The sequence below is a fragment of the Paenibacillus sp. E222 genome, from assembly GCF_013401555.1.
Taxonomy (GTDB): Bacteria; Bacillota; Bacilli; order Paenibacillales; family Paenibacillaceae; genus Paenibacillus.
The window spans coordinates 4893827-4916559 of the sequence record NZ_CP058552.1 but is presented as its reverse complement, the minus strand read 5'-3'; the positions used below and the strand labels follow the sequence as shown (position 1 = coordinate 4916559).

Genomic DNA, 22733 nt, shown 5'->3' with positions numbered 1-22733 from the left:
TCATCAGGCGGTCCAGGAGGGGGAACTGTTTTTGCTTATCGCTTACACTACTGGTATTTCAATCGTTACGCTTTCTGATTTCTCAGTGGAAATAATCAGCGTAGCAGTTCCTTTTTCCACACCAGCCCGAACGACGACCTGCATTCGACCGTTGTAAGTCTCATGCATCGAATCGAAATAGTTCTTTTCCGTTCTCGCTCTTCCCGTTCCACTGCCTTGAATGACGGCTGGTCCCTCAATGGCAACTGTAACTTTCCGCTGCACCGCCGTATTAAGGATTCCGCTGGCATCAACAAGTTCAATGTTAACGTAGCAAAGATCGTTTGAACCGGCACGCAGATCTTCGCGCTCCTTGGTCACTTTCAGCTGAGGTGCTCCGGCCGACTTCAGGTTGTAACGTCCGACTTCCTTGCCTCCGATGTAAGCCACAGCTTCAACTTCCCCTGGCTCAAATGTGGTATCCCACTTGCAGTAAAATTTCTTGAAATCGTCTCCAACCGTCTTCCTACCTTGAGATTTACCATTGATAAATAGTTCTACTTCCTCAGCATCCGAGTATACCTCAACTACGACTCCTTTGCCCTCCCAACCGGGCCATGTCCAGCTGCTTATGGAATCCGTCCAGCCCCATAGGCTCAATTTTGCATCTCGACCGTAGTACTCAGGTTTCTGCACGGCAATGTAGGGGGTGTGACCGCGTCCACCCCACACAATCTCACGCCAATAGGAAATCGGAAGCCGGTGACCCGTAATATCGAAATCCCCGGTCTGGGCGGTAATCCACGGATATGGTGCATAGACAAGGATGCCTGGGTCTCCTTCATAACTGACTTTGCCGATGCCAACCTCACCCAGGTAATCCCAAGCGGTCCACGAAAAGTCCCCCAATACAAATCCGTTATTTTTCACAATTTCCCAGATATGATCCAGTGCTGCCGGATGTGACTCTGCGCCAACAAAGGTTTTGTTGTTGGACTTCTCGTGTTCAATGAGGTACCGTTCAGGTGAATAATTGTAACCTTCGATGTCTAGCACTCCCAGTGCTTCCTCGATCATGTCTTGAATGATGTTACTTGATGAAAATTGACCCATAAGCGGTCCCATCGCTTGCATAACCTGATTAATCTCACCGCTATCCAGCGAACTGCTTAATTCGGAGAATCCCTGGTCAACTGCGATTTCTTTGATCCTTCCCAAGGTGGTCATGAGTGGATTCACGCCATTGGTGATGTAACGGGTGTCATCCAGTGAACGAATCTTCTCTATAATATTTCGGCCCAGAATGTTACCATGTCGAGAACCAATTTCCGCAAGTTCATTACCGATCGAATACATGATAACACTAGGATGGTTGTAATCCTTGCCAATCATGCGTTCCACGTCCTGTTCCCAATGCTCTATAAACGTTGTAGCGTAGTCATAATCGATTTTGCCGTGCGTCCAACAGTCGGTCAATTCATCCATTACAAGCATACCGTGCTTGTCGCATGCATCCAACAGCGTTCTGCCCATCGGGTGGTGGGCAGCGCGTATTGCATTGTAACCTGCTTCTTTTAGCTTACGAATCCGGCGTTCTTCGGCGTCTTTGAAGGCAGCGGCGCCAATTACTCCGTTATCATGATGAATGCATCCTCCCTTTAACTTCAACGTCCTACCATTGATGCGCAGGCCATGAACGCTGTCCAGCTGCAACTTGCGTATACCAAAAGTCGTGATGTCTTCGTCCACAACCTTGTCGTTCAACTTTATGACTGTAGTACAAGTGTACAGATTCGGGTTATCCGTGTCCCAGAGTTTAGGAGACGACAGTGTTATTCTCTGCCAGGCCGATATCTCACCTCGGGATGCTACTGAGAATTTCGTCGCCTCCTCGCTTACTACTTTTTCTTCAGCGTCCTTGATTGTGGTGAACGCATAACCGGTGTGCAGTCCCAGATTCTCATTTTTGATCGCGATCTCAATTTGGAGTACGGCCAGATCCGGTTCTGCATCTACTGTTGTAATCCGAACGCCGTCCATGGCAATATAAATCGGTTCCGCTTTCATCAGCTTGACATTACGGTAAATCCCTGAGCCGGTATACCAACGGCTATTGGGTTGGGAGCCGTTCTTCACCACAACCTTAACTTCGTTCTCTTGTCCGTAGCGAAGAAAATCGTTGATCTGCACATAGAAATTCGTGTACCCGTAATCATTTTTACCTGCCAGATCACCGTTAACATAAACGAAAGTATTCATGTAAACGCCTTCGAATTCTAGAAAGACAACTTTCCCCTGATCCTCTTTTGGTAAAATGAGTTTCTTTACATACTCATAATTTCCGCCTTGAAAATATGCTCCTCCTGAACCAGCAGGGTTATCTGCGGAGCGCTCCGTCAAGATCATCGCATCATGGGGCAAATCCACATGCTTTAAATTTTTCTTAATACCCTTCGTAGAAGCTTCAATGATGCTTATATTATTTCCGAATGTCCAATCTTTGTTAAAATCCAGCTTTAACACTCGCTTCTCCTCCATTTCACTGAAAAACTGCATCAAACATAATTGCTAAATCTGAATTTATTATAGGCACCCCCTAGAATAGATTAATATAACGGAAATGAAACCCTGATAGCGCACTTTTAACTATTTCTGGTACAAGCCGCTGCTGTAATTTGCATATCTAGTACAAAGTGGTTTACCGAATTTTGTCACCAAAAAAAACACCTTACGGTGTTTTTTGGGTTTAGTTAGATTAACTAAATGTATTAATTTAGGTTATTTATTAAATATACTTTGGAGCAACTCAATTTTATATTGTTCACCCGCTTCGTTATTTTCGATATCAATTACACTAACAGTCTCGCCGTTTTCATCCGTTTTCTCGACCGTATACCCGTGATTAGTATCAAAGTATTTAATGTTTGTGTAAACGTTCTCCTTTTCCAAGATCTGTGCATATCGTTCTCCCTGTAAATGAAGCGGGTCTTGCTTTCCAAGGATAAAATAAGCAGGGGGAAGCTTTTTGAGTTCTTCCGCTGAAGCATGAGGGGGAGATACAATTGGGTCGTCAGCGTTAATATCAGGAAAGAAGGTATCATGAAGCTGTCCAATGAAGCCACTAAAGCTTCCTAAATCGTCTTCTTTGGGGGCTGTAAAGTCAAGAAAGGGCATTTCAAGGAGCTGCGCCGCAATTTTTGTGTTTTCTCTTGAAAGGAGAAGCGCAGTACCGGCAGTGATATGTCCCCCAGCACTTCCTCCACTAATGACAACATTTTCAGGTTGAACTTTCAAGGATGTTGCATTATCCTGCAGCCATTTAACCGTATCTGCCATTTCTTCTTGTTGATAAGGAAACGGTTCTGTTTGAAGCAATTTGTAGTTAATATTGACAACAACACAGTTAGCAGAGTCAGCGATCTTTTTCATGTATTCATCCACATCGATTGCGTCAAGACTAATCCACGCACCACCATGTGCATAGACAAACACTGGGAGATTTTCCGTGTGCCCTTTGGGTTCATACCAGATGGCTTCTACAGGATCTTTCCCCTCTCTATCAATAACTATTCTCTTACCCAAAGTATCCTTTTCATTCGCTTCCTTTCTGATTGTAATAGCGTTTTCTCTTATTTTCATAACGCCGAGCTTACTCACTTTCGTTCCGCCTGCGGTATTAAGCCAATAATACGCTAATGCACCGATGCCCGCGATTGCAATAAACGCGATAAGAATAGCAACTCGGTAACGCTTGAAGAAGCTTTTTTTTCTGAAGGATGTTCTGGAATTCCATTATTTTCACTCATGTAATAACCTCTCTTATTTTGTGAATTGAACACTTTAGCTTAGCTTGCAGTTCATTAACTCTCGGTCCAATCACTTTTAATTTATAGACAATCCTCCTAACCCTTTTAGTTTGATTTTCAATACGGTGTTAAATTAATTAATATATTGTTCCCATATCTTTGTTCTTTTTCATATTTTATTAGTGGAAACTAAACTGATGTAAAAGGGTGCAATTGATTCACAACTCTTAGATATAATTTTTCCTAAGTAAGACGCGATAGACATAAGGGAATCAAGTCACCGCGACAAAAAGCAGTTCCCTCCTTAATTCAAGATAAAATCAGGAGGGGCAACTGCCTCATTCATAAGTTGGCTCTTTAGTTTTAACGTCCACATTCCTTGTCATATTTGTAAGCAACAGCTTTAAACGTACCCATCTATGAGATTCCACGCTACAGGATGCGGTAACTACTTAATGTCATGTAACTCCGGAAAAATTCTATCGAGAACTCAACCGGACAGGTCCAAGAAGACCACTTGGCTCAAGCTGTGCTACCCGGGAACAGAAATCCGTAATCTCTTTTGAAAGCGTATTGGTTACTTCAACAGAAATGGTATTTTCTCCTGATTGAATAAGCTTACTTACGTCAAAACGGTAGGGTGCGCTGATCCGGACACCAGCGGATGTGCCGTTTATGAAAACTTCCGCTGTTTCAAATACTTTCCCAAGATCAAGAATAAGTTGTTTTCCGTTAAGCCCATCGTAGTTCAAAAATGTATCATATCGGAACGTCCCTGAGAAGTCTGGTAGAAGACTAGGTACACTTAGATCGGTCAACTTTTGATGCTCGGCCCATGGGGTAAAGTAAGGATATTGTTCTGAGATTGCTGTCGAGATAGACCACAATGATTCAATGAGAATCTCCTCACCATCTCTTTTTAAGTCCGGTTCTGTCTCGAATGGTTCAAAGCTATCGCTTGATAGCACAACAATCGCCTCAAATGGGGACAGCTCGAGCGAGATTCGGGTAGAATCACCTTCCTGAACACTGCACGTATGGATAACCTTATTGGAGTAAGCATCATAGAAGACAAGCGAACCCTTAACAGGTAGAATCACTTCCGTACCTATATCCTGAATGGGGTGTTCATTGAAGAACATAAATACATCCATATCCTGATGCCGTACATGATAGTATCGCAGAAACGGGTAGCTGCCGTCCGTGAGGATATCTGTAAACCCGGAGCTTTTTAACTTCTGTGCTAAATCTTCAAGAGCGACTACTTTTACATGTTTGCATCGTTTTAATTGCTCTACAAGTTCCCCTTTCCCACCCTCGCTCGTTCTTGCTGGTAGCCCGCCAACAAAGAAAACCGGCAAACCTTTCTCTGTTAATTCAATAAACCGCAGCAATACTTCACTCGGAAGTGCTTCACTGTAAGGAACGATTAAACAGTCGTAAGTTTCGCTCAACAACGTCAGTTTCTCGTTCTGAACTGCTGCATCCGCGATGATCGAATCACACGGCACGACATCGCAGTCAATCTGTGCACGCATTAGTTCCTTTACCGGTTTATGAAAATACATATATTGTCCTGACCATTCTGCCTCCGCATGGTACAAAACAGCCGCCGATGCGATGTGCAATCCGTCGGTCAGGAGATGAGACATGCGATTAGTATAATGATTTAAATGTTTGTAATAACGATATTGCGGATTTTTACCTCGTGCATACATATGCGGCGGACAATCCGGATCGGGGAACTCCTTTGGAGAGAACGCATGAGGGACGAAGAAATTAACCCCACGTACGAGCATGTGGTCAGTCATCCACTTCATCAGCTTCAGACCTTCGGCCCAACCGTAAGCACCGAATACTTCAGCCATGGTTCTGCCTTGCTTTTTCGGATCGAGATGGGACAGCGATGCTGCCATCTTGGCAAGACCATAGTTAAAAAACTCATTGTCGGCTTCTCCTGCAACCCATGCCGACGGGATTTCATCAAAGCCGGGATTAAGCTGCCACAGTACGACATCCAGCCCCGACATGTCCTGTCCCCCCAACGCTCTGAAGAAATGCCCGCTACCGACACCCAAACGTGCGTGTGTATTGTTGTCTTCGATTACATGACCAATATATTCGATTTTCCGTTCTCTACACCAATCACCGATTTGGTCGGTGAAGTGTTCGGCATATAGCATGCTTACCAGATTCATATAACAATAGCGGGTCTTCGAAGTTGCCTCCGTGCTGCCATTTTGCCATAGCAAGGGTAAAAGTGTTTTATAGTCTGAGCCCAGTTCTTGCTCAAGCAGCCGTTCCATCTCAGGGCACCATGGCAAATCTGCCTTATCTTGCCCAACGGTAATCTCATAGTTGGTAATAATTGCATTCTTTCCACTGTAGAAGCCCGGCTCATCCGAAAAGAACCCTGCAAAGGTATTCCCGAAGTATTCCTGGTAACGTGAGTAAAAGGCTTCATACACGGTATCGATCAAGACTTTGGTTGAATCCTTTATAAGCGGATTCAAGTAATCCCGCTTGGAAGGGTCTCCTCCAATGGCATTCTCAAAAACCGTAAATATTCTCCAGTATCCTTCAGGTACATCCCAATACAATCTGCTGTTCACCACCCGTGAAGTCAAATCAATAGCCTCGTCTAATAATTCGCCTGTAACAGAGTTCCGCTGAACCGCAATGACAGTCAGGTTGGACGAGGCGGCTTCATAAAATCCGGGAAGATTGGGAACGGCCACAGCAAATGATGAGCCCGCCTTTGGTCCTAGAGCATCAATATGCAGTTTGGATAGAAAAAGGCGGCGCAATTCTTCTGGCGCGTCCTTTAACCGGCCGGCAGCGTGACCTGTTGGAAAGTGATCGTCATCGAGAACCCATACTCGCATTCCGCGTATCGTAGCTTCTTCTATAATTATATCCATGTCTCTCCACCAGTTCGGTCCAAGAAAGTCGGGGTGCGGACGTGCTTCAACACATACCGCACCTATGCCCGATTCGTGAATCCGGGCCATTTCTTCTCGAAGAACCTCTTCATCTTCCCCATGTTGCCAAAAAAACGGCAAGATATAGTTAGCTTCTCTTCCGGATAGAACATCATTTAATTTATTTGGCACTACAAGACCCTTCCCTTCTATCTTTAATTCATTTGATTTGGATTTGATATAAATAGGTAATGATCTCGCTAAGTTCTTTTTCTGAAAATCGCAGTAGAGCAAGTTTTATGGTTTTACAGCCAGAACCTACTTGACAGACATTCTACTGAATTACCTCCCACAAAAATTTCAAATTCTCCTTCTTCAATAACATAATTCATACTCATGTCGTAGTAGCCCATTGCCTGATAGGGCACTAGAAAGACGACTTCGCTTTCCACTCCTGCCTGCAATGGAATCTTCGTAAAATCGACCAGCTGCTTTACAGGCCGGACACGTTTCGCCACGATATCGCGGATATAACACTGAATAATCTCAGTTCCATCGCGATCTCCGGTATTCCTTACCTTAACGGACACTCTGATTCCTTCCTGCTCTTTCCTCACCTGCAGATCCGAATATAGGAATGTTGTATAGCTTAAGCCATATCCAAACGGATAAACCGGTGCAAGCGGTGTGTCTAAATATTTTGAAGTGAATTTACTCTTTCCTCCCGGGCGACCGGTATTAATATGTGCATAGTAAACCGGGCATTGCCCGCTGGAATAAGGAAAGGTTGTGGTTAATTTAGCGGATGGATTTATTATCCCGAACAGTATATTTAGAATGGCATTCCCTGCTTCTACACCCGGATGCCATGCCTCGACAATTGCATGTACGTTGTCCGCTACCCACGGGATTGCTAGGGGCCTTCCATTAAACAGAACGGCAATGACCGGTTTACCTGTTTCTATTAATCTCTTCAATAAATCGATCTGTTCTGTGGGCAGCTCAATAGAAGCACGACTGGCCGCTTCACCACTCTGATTTTTGAATTCTCCAATAGCAGCGACATAAACATCGCACTCTTCAGGAATCACTGTATCTTCAGCCATGTAAATAAAGTTAATTCCTTGGGCCTTGCAAGCATCGACAAGGCTTACACAGTCTTGCCCGTCTGCTTTGATGGCCCAGGCTCCTGTCATTTCTTCCCGGTTATTGGCCAGCTCGCCCATTAACCCCAGCTTCATCCCATTCTTTAAAGGCAGCACATTATCGTTTTTCAGCAGAACGATGGATTTCTCAGCCGCTTCTCTTGCCAGGGCACGGTAAGCCGGCTTCAACATTGCAACTTTCTCGCGTTCTTCGGTAGTGCGGTACGGATGTTCAAATAATCCCAATTCAAACTTAACCCGCAATACGTCAGCAACAGCTCTGTCCAAAACTTGTTCATCCACAGCACCGTTACTAATCAGTTCGACTAGCGAATCGCTGTACGCATTCGAGGTCATATCCATATCAAGCCCGGCTTCGAGCGCTTGCTTGGCAGCATCTGCAGTATCCACGGCAATTCCATGGGTTACACATTCAGCGATGGCATTCGCATCGCTGATGGTCATACCATCAAATCCCCATTGTTTACGAAGTACATCAGTAAGCAGCCATGAATTCACTGTGCACGGGATTCCGTTAATATCATTAAAAGCCGGCATTACCGCTCTTGCCCCGGCGCTGACACAGGCTTCGAACGGTGGAAGATACTCCTCAAATAATCGCAGGATTGACATATCCACACGGTTGTAATCTTTCCCGGCTTCTGCCGCTCCGTAACCGGCAAAATGTTTAATACAAGCCGCCATAGCATCTTCCTTGGTCAAATCATCACCTTGGAATCCCTTCACCTTAGCAGCACCATACATGGAAGACAGCAAAGTATCTTCGCCTGCGCCTTCACTCACTCGGCCCCATCTGGCATCTCTGGATACATCCACCATTGGAGCAAAAGTCATATGAACCCCACCCGCAGTTGCTTCTTCGGCCGCGATTCTTGCTGTTCTTTCCCAAAGCTCTGGCTCCCATGCACAGCTTTCCGCCAGCGGGATAGGCGTAACAGTGCGGTAACCATGAATGACATCGTATCCAAATAAAAGAGGGATTCCCAAACGGGTTTCCGTTACCGCTATTTTCTGCAAATCATTCGCCGTTTTCGCATTGTTTAGTCCATTGTAAGAACCGATTCTCCCTGCTTTCAAGTCTTCCTCATGAAAGTCCTGTTTCGCAGTACTCATCATATTTTGGAAGTCGGCTTTACTGATTCTCCCGTCGTATACCATGTTAACCAATTCTTCAAAGCTTACCTCAAAAGCTCCTACCAAAGAAGGCCCGCACTGTTGCAGTTGACCTACCTTCTCTTCAATAGTCATCTTCGTCAGTAAGGTTTGAATTTCATTTTCATAATTTTTCTCCAATTGGGTTCCTCCGAAAGATATGAAATATATTAAGCACCTACTGAAAAACGGTAATCGCCGCTTCCTACGGAAATGCATTGTCCATCCGGCAAATACACTCTAGCTCTTGTATTTACAGGCACACTGCATTCATAAATCAAACCATTTTTCGTTTTTTTCCACCTGGAACGAATGGTTCCATAAAGGCATTCATAACTGGCTTCGGCGTGTGTTAGCGTGCCACCAATAATTGGTCGAAGTTCAAACTCCCGATACCCAGGCGCCTCGAACAATGGAGTAATTCCTGCCACCCTACTGAATAAAAAGTCGCAGACAGCACCATAGCTATAATGATTATAAGAACCATGATGCTGATCCATCCCGTCCCAGTTTTCAAGAATGGTCGTGCTGCCGAGCATGACTGCATGCAGCCAGCTTGGATTTTCAGTTTGCTCTAAAATCCGGAAAGCAATCTCTGAGTATCCGTAATCCACCAGTACATGAAGTAAAAAAGGCGTGGATAGAAAGCCGGTATTCAGACGATAGTTATTATTTTCTATTTCCTTTAGGAGCTGCTTTACAACACTCTCGCGCTTTTCTTCTGAACAGAGATCCATAGCAAGTACCCGAACATAAGCCGCCTGATGGCCTGGTTCGATAACCCCGTCATCTCCGATCAAGTACCTATCATAAACTTTACGGATTTTGTCCGCGATCTTCTTGTATTTCGTACAGTCCTCTTGATTGCCCAAGATCTGCGCCATATGTGCCACATTTTCAGCAGAACGGAACATATAGGCAGTAGCTACACGGGGATTTCCGTGTGTTCTCATCCTGGTGATTGCTTCTACGAAAGACTCCCCGGTATTCTCTTTCGGGATAGGCTCCAGCCATTCCCCGTAATGCATCTTTGTGTCAAAAATATAATCAGCATCTAATTCTCCTTCTTCATAATTTAGATACTGCGATTCCTGTGCATACAGCGGATTATGCTCTTTTGCACAGGCAAGCATATAATCGACCCATTTTCTGGCTGTTTCATATTGATTAACGAGAATTTGTTTGTCACCATAACATAGATAAATCATGTAAGGAATCCACACCGCTGCGTCTCCCCAGCCGGCACAGTCCTCACCTATGCTGCCATTTCCGCTAGGACCGGCTAACGCCCATAAAGGGTTGTCCTTTATGTTCCGTTCCAGTTCCACCGGATTGTGAACACTACTGGTAGAAGGGAAAGTGATGCCGACTTTTCCACTCGCATATTGCTCCAGCGATAGATCTTTAAGCCATTTTTCAAAGAAGGAATATACATTCATAAAATCAGCAGCGGTCCGTACATAAATCTGGGCATCACCAGTCCAGGCATTCCGCTCACGGGTCGGGCAATCCACCGGGACATCCATGAAATTCCCTTTCTGACTCCAGAAGCTATTCAGTACGAGCTTGTTAATTAGCAGGTTGGAGCAAATAAAGCTGCCTGTCTCTTCCATATCGGAATAAACGGCGATTGCCGTAAAGTCTCCTTCGTTGATGTCTTCATTGTAGCCTTCCACAAGAACATACCGGAAACCGAAAATAGAAAATAACGGACAGTATTCCTCTTCAGCATTTCCGGAACAATAATAAATCACTTCCTGGAATTCAGAGGACTGCAGGACACCATGCTTAATGTTGTCGAGCGAAAAACACCCGTCCTTGAGATCTTCCCCATGGACTAATCTTATTTTCTGGCCAGCTTTGCAGTTTTTCAGCTTCATTTTTACATATCCGGCAATATTTTGGCCAAAATCAAGTACCAGCTGTCCCGCTGCATCCCGGAACGGCTGTGCAGTGAACTGCTCTTTTTCTCTGACCGGGACACTGCTGCTGGCAATTAATCGGACATCTGCATGCTCGGTTGTACAGTGCACGTTCATCCATGAATTGTCATCGAACACGGCCAATTTCCAATCCACAAATTCCTTTCTAGCGTCAAAAATGTCGCCCATGAGCATATCGGAAGCCAGCATGCCCCCCGTAGCGTATTTAAAGCGCTCATCTGTACCTATTACTTCCCTTTCACCGTTTTCATAGGTTAATTCGATCTGTCCAAAATAGTGCAGCTTATAGCCAAAGTTATTCTTAACGGTTCCGCCGGTCATTCCCCGCCACCAGCCATCGCCAAGCATGACCGCCCAGGCATTTGAACCTTCCTTCAGCAGCTTAGTGATGTCGTACGCCTGAATCTGAATTCTGGCATAATAGCTTGTCAGTCCAGGCTTAAATTTATCCTCCGTACCGGTATGTCCATTGATCCAGAACTCATAAAGCCCATGCGCTGTCTGGTAAATACGCGCCTGCTTAAGTCCAGGCTTCACTTTAAATGTTCGTCTTAAATAGGGAGCTGGCTTTCGCGCGTCGATATCGATCTCCAACTCAGGTTCAATCCATTTCGCCTGCCAGTCCGCCGGATGAAGCAATCCCATCTCCAATCGTGCAAATTCGCTATGAGCGTTTTCTTGGATACCAGTTTCGTCGACTGATGTCACCGATACCTTCCAAACCACTTGTTGTCTGCTTACCAATTCTGCTCCATCATAGCGGATGAACTGACTTTCACTGCTAGTAACCATTCCGCTATTCCAAATTATCTTCCCGTTAGAATAAGCAATAATCTGGTAATTGGACTGTATCACTCCAATATTGTCACTTTTCAGTTTCCACGAGAACCGCGGCCGCGGCTCGTCAAGTCCCAATGGATTACAAAGATATTCAGTCCTTAGGTCATATATATGAAGCAAATTAATCTCCGTCCTTTCATCAGCCGTTGTTTTCACGCCACTGAGTTACATGTATATTGATCTTTTTAGATTCTTTATAAATAAAGACAACACGTCCGTTTCCGTAGCATCCATTAGAGCAAGAATAGATAATGCTGCTTTCATTTTTTTCTTCATATGAATCTTGACCTCCCATTCCTGATCAGGCTTGTCCTACTCCTTCACTGCCCCAATCACTATACCTTTCGCAAAGAATTTTTGGAGGAAGGGATAGATCAGCAAGATCGGCAAAGCTCCGATGAAGATTTGGGCAGAATTCAAGGACAATGCATTGAATTTCGCTGCGGCTTCTGCATTCTTGATATCAATATTGGGCATCGATATAGCAGCCTTCAAGAACGTACTCAGCGGGGCGTTTTCCGGCTTCATATAGATTTGACCCGCCAACCATTCATTCCATTCTCCTACCACCGTGAACAGCCCTACTGTTGCCATGACCGGCAGCGACAAGGGTAACATCACTCTCAGATACACTTTCCAGTGCCCGGCACCATCTATAAATGCTGCTTCTTCCAGCTCCTGCGGTAATGCCTTGAAAAAATTCATAATCAGGATGATATTAAATACATTGATCATCGTCGGCAGGATCAGCGCCCATATGGTGTTATACAGACCCATTTTGGTCACCACCAGATACGTCGGAATCATCCCTCCGTTGAAAAGCATGGCTACAATAAAAAATCCGACAAACCACTTGTAGCCCGCAATCCCTTTCTGTCCTCCGCCTTTGGACAGTACATAAGCTGCCATACTGGTCACCGTCAGCCCCAACGTTACACTTAACAAGGTCCGTTCCACCGAAATCCAGAGGGAACGAAGCAATTGGGTATCTTCCAGCGCCCTGCTGTAAGAGTTCAAATTCAACCCAATCGGCCAAAAGGTTACTTTATTGGCAGATACGGCTGCACTGGAACTTAAGGATACAGACAAAACATGAAGAAACGGCAGGATGCAGATCACGGCCAGCATGACCATGATGATATTGTTGATGAGTTGAAATGTACTGAATTTGGCTGTTCTACGCATAAGTCCACTCCTTAGAAAATCTTATAACCTGCAACTTTGTAGGCGAGCCGGTATCCGCCTAGAATCAGGATCAGGCCCACTACAGACTTGAACAATCCGATCGCTGTACCGAAACTGAAATTCCCGCCGATCAAACCGATACGGAACACGAAGGTATCGATGATATCGCCGCTCTCATAGACCAGCGGATTGTACAAGTTGAAGATTTGGTCAAAGCCTGCATTGAGCACACCGCCCAGGGAGATCGTCAGCATGACACAGATAGTAGGGATCAGGCTGGGAAGGGTAATATTCAACATTTGTTTCAGCTTGCTCGCTCCGTCAAGCTGAGCAGCTTCATAGAGAGCCGGATTAATGCCCACCAGGGCCGCCAGATAAATGATGGACCCGTAACCGAATTCTTTCCATGCATCCGTAAAGAGCACGATTGGCACAAACCAGTGGTTGCTGCCTAGAAAGAACACGGGCTCGTGACCCAAGGCTTTCAGCAGTTGGTTCACTAATCCATATTCCGGATTCAACAGCTGGATGAAGATACCGCCGAGCACCACCCAGGAAATGAAGTGAGGCAGAAACACAAAGGTTTGAACCGAGGTGCGCAGAAATTTGTGTTTCACCTCATTGATCAGCAGCGCAAACGCAAGGGTACTGAACATGCCAATGGCTAATTTGAGAAACGAAATTTTCAGCGTGTTCCAAATGACCTGCATGCTGTCGGGATATTCAAATAAAAACTTGAATTGGTCCAACCCGACCCAGGGAGATTTGGAAATCCCCAGAGAGGGCTTATAATCCTGAAAGGCCATTAACAGGCCGCTCATGGGTATGTAGACAAAAATTGCGGTCAGTACCACAGCGGGCAGAAGCATAAGGTATAATCCCCAGCTACCTTTTTGTCTAGTGAATTTCTTTTTTTTTGCCGGTACAGCAGTATTCATGCCCATTGTCTAAATCCTCCCACCTGATTCTTGTAATCTATTTTTATTATAGTGATGGGCATTTCGGCTTGATATAAAGCAATGCAAATACCAATAACGCATTCTAAATATTAAAATTATGGAGGCCAGCTCCAAAAAAAAGAGCGGTCTTGATGCGTGAATCCACATCAAGACCGCTGATCAATAATAGGTTATTTGACGGAATCGTACCATTCATTGACTTCTTTTGTAATGGTATCACCGCCCGAAGACTTCCATTTCTCTACAAATTGATCAAACGCATCCACCGGAGACTGTCCATAGATGATCTTCGAGAATGTCTCCATTTGCATTTTTTGCAGCAGCTCATTTCTGGACGACATGGTGGACGTTACCGGACCCATGTAATGTTCCCTTACGCGCGAGGATTCTTCATTCATGGATATAAGCATCGCATCGTACACGATTCTTTGTAATGGATTGGTGTCGTCTGCAATCCCAAGAGCTTGCATAAAGGCACGATCTTTCTCTGTGAGTTCTTCTTTCTTTGCCACTTTTAATGTTATTTCTTTCATCTTTGAGGAAACATCCGGCATGCTTCCAAAAATGTAATCGTTCGAATTAATCTTTCCACCGGGAATCTCTTTCTCATCGGTTACAATCTTTCCATCTTTGACAACATATTGGTAGCCCTCCTGAAATCCTTTGAAATATTCAAGAGGATTATCGGATTCGTAGACAGCATACATCGAGTTCATATAATGAAAGTAGGCTTGAAGCGCTTCATCCGAAATATCTTTATTGATCACGGTCCCGCCGGATATCGTAAAATAGGTATGCAAAGCTGGGCCATTGACCCCATGCGGCAGCGGATAGGGTTTGAACATCGCCGTAGGGTTGGTCGCGAGCAGCATGGAACCAGGATATTGGATGAAGAAAGAAGGCGCTGCGACAATCCCAACCTTATTAGATGTGACCGCGGTGACAATTGTATTGGGGTCATGTAACGCAATATCGCTCGCAAAATACCCTTTATCCTTCCACTCTTTCATCTTCATTAAGCCCTGCTTGACCCCCGGTAGAATCGAACCATTTTGAAGCTTTCCGTCTTCTCCTGGATACCATCTTTCCGGCATGGCCCCGTAAAGTCCAAAGATCCAGGCTCCGTCTCCAAGGAGGTTGCCAGTCATCTTATCCTTCATGGCAAAATCCAGGGCAAACGTATCCTTCTGCCCATTACCGTCTGGATCCTGATTGACGAAGGCATCCATGACCGTCTCCAACTCTTCAATTGTAGTAGGTGCTTTCAACTTGAGCTTGTCCAGCCAGTCCTGACGGATCCATAAAACGTTGTTTGATTGCCCGTAATCTGTAGAAGTTCCTGGAATCGCCATCTTTTTGCCGTCTCGAGTGACCGATAACCAGGGATCCTTTATATCGGCTAACGCACTTTTCCAAGTTGGAGAGGCATATTTCTCGAACACTTCTTCCACTTCCATGAACTTGCCCGAATCGATGAGAAGATTGGTGTTAGCGGGACTACCCGACATTACGATATCTGGCAATTCGTCGTTCGCAGAGAGCATGAGTTTCAATTTCGTATCATACGAACCATCCGTACCGCCGCCTGTCCATAAAGTTTTAATCTGTACGCCAAATTTGTCCTCGGCCCAGCGGGTGAATACATTGTCCGTAACGGATTCCCCTTCTCTATATTTATAGCCCGGATTTTCTCCCATAACGGTGGTAAACGACGCTGCCGGTTCGATCTTGCCATTCACGATATTCAGCTTCTTCGTTGCCTCTGGTGTTGCCTCACCCTTCTCGGCCCCGTCGCTGTTATTTCCATTGCTACAACCGATTAGCGCAGTAGTGAGTAACCCAACAGAAAGAACGGTAGCTAGCCATTTTGATTTCATATTCATTCAAACCCCCAAATATTTTTGATTACGCTTTCATTATAGAAACATATTCCCGGCCATGAAATAACGGATAAGCAACATTCGATATCTCAATCCAAACCACAATTCGAAAAGTGCTAACTGTAACTTGTCAACTGTGCTGAATCTTCTTCCCCTGATATTAGCTTGCCAATATCCACACCTGCGTAATCCTGGATACTAAATTGAATCTCTTCATTAACATTGGCAATATCTCATTTTAAACTTAATTGAGACTTTGAATGAACAACAAAAAGCTGACGTCGTCTATCGTCAACGTCAGCCATAAAGAATCTATTTTATCCATTTCAATATCAATTATTCACATCTAGCCTTCAAGTAGGTCGAGACCTGCATCGTACACATTTCCATTCACGGCACTCCACAGCCAATCCCGTAGGCTGGTGCCATGTTTGACCGGACGATAAAATTCGGGGTCGTGAATTAGGGTATGCGTTGTACCCATAGATTCCGAGTACATCTCCCCAATCGGGTTATCGAATAGGAAGATGCCGATGCCGGGAATTTCGGACTTCAAGGCATCGACCATCTCCTTGAGATCCTTCTCGAATTGCAGACACTGTTCCCGCTTCACTTCTAAGGTGCCGTGATCAATATAGTGTTGATACATGGCAAAAGCAGTATCTCTAATGGAGTTGATATAAAGATATCGAACGTCATTCCCCTTCTCGGCATAGAGGGTACGCATCCAGTCAAGGCAGATATTTGGACCCTGGAGCGGCTCCCATATCCGTTCGCTCGCCTGCCAGATGTTCTGTGCTATTGTCTTCCACTGGTCATTAAGTAACAAAGCGCTATCAGGGCAGCAGGTTACATCACGGCACTCCGGAAAATAACTCATGACATCCGAAGTTAAGGCTGCAGCACCGAATGCGCCGCCACTTGTTCCCGTAATCAACAGTTTTGTCGGTGTAGATAGATGTTTCGTCGCTTGCTCCATAAGCCCGCTGTAGTTGGAGTACCCATGATGGTGCAGCACCGCAGGAGAGCCGTCTCTTGCTGTATAATGATAATCGCCATTTCCCACATGAAAATCTCCTGTAGCGTAGCTGACGAAGATGAAACTCCAGTTCCTAAAAGGATTATCCGGTGTTTCATCAAAGATTCCGCGATTAAATGCCAAATCGTTAAATTGCAATGCCTTATCGTCAACATAAAAATTCTCTTCTTGCGCACCTAACCGAGTTGGCCGTGCGGCCGTATAAGCATTCAATGATACGCCTCCCCCCAAAAAGAAGACGATAAGCCCCGGCTCTGTTCCTTTACGCAGGTAGCCCCAGTAAGGCGAGCCTCCTGCACAAATGGCTCCAGGAACAGGAACTCTATACCACTGTCCTTTATCCGGCACTCCCTCTAACACAGGTAACTGATGCTCTTGGAGATATTTTTTATACTCTTCTACATTATCAAACATTAGGTTTCGCTCCTTTAAAGTTTTGGGCCTTTTCAACGTTGCAGCCCTATACTAGAAATGGTTCCATTGACGGCATTCCACAGCCATTCCCGAAGACTGACGCCATTACTGACAGGCTGGAAAAACTCTGGGGTGTGAAGGAAGGTATGCTGTGTACCTAGGAGCTCCGAATCAAGCCCCGTTTCGGGGGTATCCAGCAGGAATATTCCAATGCCGGGGATTTCGGCCTTCATCACATCGGTCATATCCCTAAGATCCTTTTCGAATTGCAGACTCTGTTCCCTCGTAAGCTCCATAGTACCGTGATCAATAAAATGTTGATACGTGGCCAATGCACTATCCCTAATGGAGCATATATAAAGATACCGTACACTGTCACCCTTCTCAGTATAGAGGTCGCGCAGCCAGTCAAGACAAATATTTGGACTGTGCAGCGGTTTCCATATCCGTTCATTTGCCTGCCAGACATGCTGAGCAACTTCCTGCCAATCGTTATAGAGCATCAAAGAGCTATCCGGGCAGCAGGTCACATCCCGGCACTCCGGGAAATAATCCATGACATCCGCAGCTAAAGCTGAAGCACCGAAAGCGCCCGCACTGCCGCCGGTGATCAGCAGTTTCGCTGGTACAGATATAAATTTAATCGCTTGCTCCATAAGCCCCCGATAGTTCCGATAGCCATGATGATGCAGCACAGCAGGCGAACCGTCTATTGCTGTATAAGGGTAGTCGCCATTCCCCACATGGAAGTCACCTGTCGTATAGCTTACCAAGATGCAGCTCCAATTTCGGAACGGATTATCTTGGGAAGGGTCAAAGATGCCTCGCTTTGCGAATGCATCGATGTACGGCAACGCTTTGCCGTCAAAATAAAATGTCTCCGATGTCTCATTTAACTTATTGGGACGTGCCGCCATATATGCATTCAGCGATACACCTCCACCGGAGAAATAAACGATAAGGCCCGGCTCTGTTCCTTTCCGCAGGAATCCCCAGTAAGGCAAGCCATCTGCACTTATTGCTCCGGGAACCGGGAGCCTGTACCATTGTCCGGCTTCCGGCTCCCCCTCTAATACCGGGAATTGCTCGGGAAAATATTCTCTTAACTCTTCGTCATTTTCAACCATATGACAGCGCTCCTTATTAGATTAATAGCCGGCCTTGGATCTCATCCAGTACATCCGCAAGTTCCGGTTTTGCAGCCATTGCTGCACAGAATGTATCGACTAATTCCTCACGATGGTGTTCGCCAAACTCTGACAGCTCCTCAAGAACCTCCTGACGGTTCATAGCAACCGATCCATAGACGATATCATCGATGCCAGCCTTCCCGGGAATCAGGAATCCTTTCCCCGCATACCGCTCAGCCATGAGCGCCAACTTCCCGACGGTCAGCCAGTTTGTTTCCCTGGACGACCTCTGAAGCTGTGCATGTATGTAATCGGTGGCGTCAATGGGCCCGAGATCCATTTTTTTGAAATGCCCCCCTTCTGCTTCGGCATTGCCTTCATCGAATACAACGATGTTGAAACGTTTGGTTCTATCGAAGGAGAGCTTGAAATTTTCACCTGATGTTTGCGGTGCCGGACAGAGATGCTCAAATAAATCATCTGCAGGAAGCATTTCAGCCATTGATCGCTGCACCTTTTCTTGAAGCGGAAACTCCGACATACGGATACGGAATCCCTCGGGAAGGGACTCGTCCAGATCAGCATATGTAAATCGTTTTGTCAATTGATCAACGGGTACCAATAAGTCAGAGGTAAAATGAGAAAATAATATCGGATCGGTTAAACATCCTGCCATGAAGGATGGAGACATAGCGTTCCAAATCTCACTATTGGGATTCTCCTCGATCTTTGCCAGAATTGGAGCAAACTGTCCGAAAATGGCACCAACTATAGGCACAGGAATCACTTCCAGGCAGCGGATGAAGTCTTTTCGTTCCTCTTCAGTTAGCGTTTCCAGAACATCCTTGTTATGATTGTTTGCTGACTGAAGATACTTCATGTTAAACAATATATTTGTAATACCACTGAAGGAAATGGAGCAGCAGATTCCAAGATGCAGAACAGACAACATCTGCGTCATATAGCCGCCGGCGCTTCCGCCGCTGACTACGATACGCGTCCGGTCGATGCCAGGCTGCTTCCTGACTGCTGATAATGCGGCGCTATTGAATATCAGGTCGTCGTCCACCAGGCTTCCGTTATACTCTGGCTTAAAATCGATCGGTGTCGATACAGCCCAGCCGTTCATCAAATAAAGGTTCAACGTGGCGTCATTCTCGGGCATTTCGTAATGCGCGATGAACACCAGCGGCTTTGGTTCAGGTGCCGGTTCCGGTAGATAGATACGGATATAACGCCGGCATACGGTGCCGTCTTTTGAAATGAAAGGAATTTCAATATCCCGTTTCTCAACGGAGAAAGGCAGTTCCTGCTCTTTAACATTTGCTTCCGATAAAAGTGCCATCATTCTTCGGATATCACGTTTCATACATGTTCCTCCTTCGCTCCAGGATTAATCATAGTCTTCGATGCGCCACTCGTCTTTCCAGTCCAGATAGGCCATCTTCCCGTCGAACCGGAAGGGTAGCCATACATAATCTGCTTTATGAGTATTCTCATTCACATTAAAAGTGGAACCGGTGAACGTAACAGGTTCATTCTGGCGGTCTGGATTGAAGTATCGGTCGTAAGCGTCCGAAAGAATGTCATAAGGAATCATTCCTTCTTCATCGGTAATCCAACGGTCAGCCAAAGCAATATAAAGATCTTTTTTCTTCGGATGCTTGAATATCGAAGATACCTGGGAACAGAAGGAGGTATTCGTAGGATCATTCACATGCGGATTACCCAGAATTTCAAATGGGCCGTGGAAGGTCCGTGAACATGCAACTTCTGATGGATTCGGATTGTAACTTGTCGTACCAGAGGTCACCAAATAATGCAGGTTTTTTCTTGTAAAATATGCCGGTGCTTCGCGGACGTAAGGCGGATAAAGATTTGGGAAATGAGTTGAATAATATCCCGTTACACCCGTATAATCTGCGGTCAAATCTGCACAAATCAATTCACTGTGAACCCTTTCGAAGTAATAATACGCTTTCCCGTCCCGTGCAACCGCCAGGTCGAAATCACCGGCGCTCATATTTAACGGGCGGTACTTGGTTGTAATCATAGTATAGGGCCCCAGCAATCGATCTGCGGACATTATGGTCAGGGTTTGGGTGCTATCCTTTTCCATTATTTTCAGGAAGCAAATATACTTCCCGGTATTCTTGTTGAAAATAATGTGTGGACGGTCCATATAACTGGTTGGATGAAGCGAAGAAGCAGGATCATTTTCCACAGGGGGAATAATCACCCCCTCATCTTGCCAATTGTAAAGGTCCTTGGACGAATAACAACGGACTCCCCAGTGCCAGATTCCGCTGCCCGGAGTTGTCTTCCCCTTGTTCTCACCGTACCAATAGAAAGTATCATTCTCGTAGAAGATGGAACCTGCGTGAGCTTGAATTCGTTTGCCTTCCGTATCCAGCCAGATTTGCCCCGGTTTAATTGATGTTTGCATAGATGATTTGGATCCTTTCTTGGTATCAGATTTTAGTCATATGCTGACAATTCTATACTTTCCTCACAGCTTAATTATAGGTTCCTGTATTTAGGCGTTGATATAAAGGAATCCAAACATATATATCTCATTTCTAATATGCGGCTGAATTCCAATCTATAGACATTGCCAGCCGGCCAACAGATTCATATAATAGGGTTACCTCAAGCAGAAATGGGAGATCAGCAACCAACCGGAGGAATCAAATTATGTACCAACTGCTTATCGTTGACGACGAAACCTCTGTCGTAGATAGTCTGGCAATGACTGTGCAATGGAAGGATTATGGAATAGAAGAGGTTCATTGTGCATACTCGGCGCAAGAAGCACTGCTCATTGCGGCCAAACATTCGATAGACATTATGATTACAGACATTCAGATGCCTGAAATGTCCGGATTGGAATTGATCGAAGTGATGCAGCATTATTCACACAAAATCCGCTGTATCATTCTTTCGGGCCATGACGAGTTTGAATATGCCAGGAAAGCCATGGCTTATCAGACACTGGATTACTTGCTGAAGCCAATCGATTATACAGAGTTAATTAACTCTGTTAAGAAAGCGATTCAGCAGGTGGAAGAGGAGTGGAAGGAAGTGATATCCTTCCAGCGCATTAAGCAAACGCTGGAGGCTAATCTCCCGCTACTGCGGTCACAGCTGCTTAACGACCTGCTCAAGAACAAGATCATCCGCCATGAGGTTTTGGAAGAGAGACTTGCTCTGGTAGGCGTTCCCTTCCGGTTCGATGACCCCTACATGATGATGGTTGTTCGCATGGAGGAGGACTTCTCAGGGTACGACCTTCAATCCTTATCGCTCCTTGAATATGCCGTAACAAACATTGCTGATGAAGTGTTCCAAAAACTGTTCAGTTTATGGCATTGCGTCACCGAGCAGGGATATTTAGTTTTTCTCATCAAAGGCAACCAGCAAGACGCTTTGCATTTGGTGGATTCGTTCGCAGTAAAGCTGCAGAATCATGTCCAAAAATTCCTGAAAGGCTCACTCTCAATCTGCCTAAGCAATATCGCCAAGTTTCCTGGCGACCTGCAAAACTTATATCTGGCTGCAATCAACGCCATTAACCGGAATATCGGAAATAATAAAAGCTTCTTCCTGACCATTAATGAAAAAAGTGAGCAGCCTCAGAGCTCCATCATCAAAAAATTATATGCTCCGCCTGCACTTTCAACGCTGCTGGACTCAGGCAACTGGGACGAGGCGATTGCCAAGATCGATGAATTGCTCGTTGTCGGCGGCAATGCAGACGAACAATCTCACGATCTTTCACAGGATCAATTATTTACGGTGCTGCTATATCTCTCATCCTCATTCACGATGTGTTTCCAACCCAATGGGTCCAGTCTATATGATCAGATGGGACCAGAATTCGATTTGTTGCTCCGCAAGAAGGGACATCTTTCAAGACAACGAATCTATGACTGGGCCAGTAAAATTATAGCAGCACTAAAAGCTAAGACGTCGACTCAAATGGAGAATGCGCAACAGCAGATTGCCGCTAAAGTCCGGACGTTTATTCATGAACATTTGTCCGAGGGGATTTCACTGCAAATCATTGCCGACCATGTGGGGCTGCATCCTGTTTATCTCTCCAAAATTTACAAGACGGTTATGAATGAAACGATTGGTGATTATATTTTTCAATTTCGAATGGAAGGAGCCATACATCTCCTGCGAAATACCGACTTAAAAATAGCTGAAATCAGCGATCAGCTGGGCTTTCAGGCCACCCCCCATTTCATTAAAATTTTCAAAGAACATTTTGGCACGACGCCGCAGGACTACCGGAATCGTTAAGCTTATACTTATTG

13 protein-coding genes are annotated in these 22733 nt (G+C 45.3%); 1 reads left to right on the top strand and 12 read right to left on the bottom strand.

The window, feature by feature from the left end; translation table 11 throughout:
• Window positions 1–42: 42 nt before the first annotated feature.
• From HW560_RS22045 to HW560_RS21990, 12 genes are all read right to left on the bottom strand, one after another.
• A complete protein-coding gene (locus HW560_RS22045) occupies window positions 43–2502 on the bottom strand; it encodes a glycoside hydrolase family 2 TIM barrel-domain containing protein (protein ID WP_179264744.1) in 2460 nt (819 codons plus the stop codon).
• Between the two features lie 255 nt (window positions 2503–2757).
• Window positions 2758–3636, bottom strand: coding sequence for an alpha/beta hydrolase (locus HW560_RS22040; protein WP_179264743.1), 879 nt, complete (start codon window positions 3634–3636; stop codon window positions 2758–2760).
• Between the two features lie 628 nt (window positions 3637–4264).
• The gene (locus tag HW560_RS22035; RefSeq protein ID WP_179264742.1) at window positions 4265–6898 is read right to left on the bottom strand and encodes a glycosylhydrolase-like jelly roll fold domain-containing protein; all 2634 of its coding nucleotides are present in this window, start codon (window positions 6896–6898) and stop codon (window positions 4265–4267) included.
• A gap of 113 nt (window positions 6899–7011) precedes the next feature.
• Complete coding sequence (locus tag HW560_RS22030) at window positions 7012–9165, bottom strand: glycoside hydrolase family 3 N-terminal domain-containing protein (RefSeq protein ID WP_218834976.1); 2154 nt, start codon at window positions 9163–9165, stop codon at window positions 7012–7014.
• A gap of 29 nt (window positions 9166–9194) precedes the next feature.
• Window positions 9195–11759 carry a family 78 glycoside hydrolase catalytic domain gene (locus tag HW560_RS22025; protein ID WP_179264740.1) on the bottom strand — a complete coding sequence of 855 codons (2565 nt, stop codon included), beginning with the start codon at window positions 11757–11759 and terminating at the stop codon, window positions 9195–9197.
• Between the two features lie 360 nt (window positions 11760–12119).
• Complete coding sequence (locus HW560_RS22020) at window positions 12120–12992, bottom strand: carbohydrate ABC transporter permease (RefSeq protein ID WP_179264730.1); 873 nt, start codon at window positions 12990–12992, stop codon at window positions 12120–12122.
• 11 nt (window positions 12993–13003) lie between these two features.
• A complete protein-coding gene (locus tag HW560_RS22015; RefSeq protein ID WP_179264739.1) occupies window positions 13004–13936 on the bottom strand; it encodes an ABC transporter permease in 933 nt (310 codons plus the stop codon).
• 185 nt (window positions 13937–14121) lie between these two features.
• On the bottom strand, window positions 14122–15828 hold the full coding sequence (locus tag HW560_RS22010; RefSeq protein ID WP_179264738.1) for a type 2 periplasmic-binding domain-containing protein: 1707 nt from the start codon (window positions 15826–15828) through the stop codon (window positions 14122–14124).
• A 349-nt stretch (window positions 15829–16177) separates the two neighbouring features.
• Entirely contained in the window at window positions 16178–17284 is a 1107-nt protein-coding gene (locus tag HW560_RS22005) for a pectin acetylesterase-family hydrolase (protein ID WP_179264737.1), read from the bottom strand.
• 32 nt (window positions 17285–17316) lie between these two features.
• Complete coding sequence (locus HW560_RS22000; RefSeq protein WP_179264736.1) at window positions 17317–18411, bottom strand: pectin acetylesterase-family hydrolase; 1095 nt, start codon at window positions 18409–18411, stop codon at window positions 17317–17319.
• A 16-nt stretch (window positions 18412–18427) separates the two neighbouring features.
• Window positions 18428–19783, bottom strand: coding sequence for an alpha/beta hydrolase family protein (locus tag HW560_RS21995; RefSeq protein WP_179264735.1), 1356 nt, complete (start codon window positions 19781–19783; stop codon window positions 18428–18430).
• Window positions 19784–19807: 24 nt separating this feature from the next.
• A complete protein-coding gene (locus tag HW560_RS21990) occupies window positions 19808–20860 on the bottom strand; it encodes a family 43 glycosylhydrolase (RefSeq protein WP_179264734.1) in 1053 nt (350 codons plus the stop codon).
• A gap of 248 nt (window positions 20861–21108) precedes the next feature.
• Between HW560_RS21990 and HW560_RS21985 the strand changes: the two genes are divergently transcribed.
• A complete protein-coding gene (locus HW560_RS21985; protein ID WP_179264733.1) occupies window positions 21109–22719 on the top strand; it encodes a response regulator in 1611 nt (536 codons plus the stop codon).
• The last annotated feature ends 14 nt before the right edge of the window (window positions 22720–22733 follow it).

Coding starts and splice junctions, on each gene's coding strand:
- HW560_RS21995 (WP_179264735.1), bottom strand. CDS start 19,783: ATGAAACGTGATATCCGAAGAATGATGGCACTTTTATCGGAAGCAAAT.
- HW560_RS22015 (WP_179264739.1), bottom strand. CDS start 13,936: ATGGGCATGAATACTGCTGTACCGGCAAAAAAAAAGAAATTCACTAGA.
- HW560_RS22020 (WP_179264730.1), bottom strand. CDS start 12,992: ATGCGTAGAACAGCCAAATTCAGTACATTTCAACTCATCAACAATATC.
- HW560_RS22010 (WP_179264738.1), bottom strand. CDS start 15,828: ATGAAATCAAAATGGCTAGCTACCGTTCTTTCTGTTGGGTTACTCACT.
- HW560_RS22000 (WP_179264736.1), bottom strand. CDS start 18,411: ATGGTTGAAAATGACGAAGAGTTAAGAGAATATTTTCCCGAGCAATTC.
- HW560_RS22005 (WP_179264737.1), bottom strand. CDS start 17,284: ATGTTTGATAATGTAGAAGAGTATAAAAAATATCTCCAAGAGCATCAG.
- HW560_RS22025 (WP_179264740.1), bottom strand. CDS start 11,759: ATGGTTACTAGCAGTGAAAGTCAGTTCATCCGCTATGATGGAGCAGAA.
- HW560_RS21990 (WP_179264734.1), bottom strand. CDS start 20,860: ATGCAAACATCAATTAAACCGGGGCAAATCTGGCTGGATACGGAAGGC.
- HW560_RS21985 (WP_179264733.1), top strand. CDS start 21,109: ATGTACCAACTGCTTATCGTTGACGACGAAACCTCTGTCGTAGATAGT.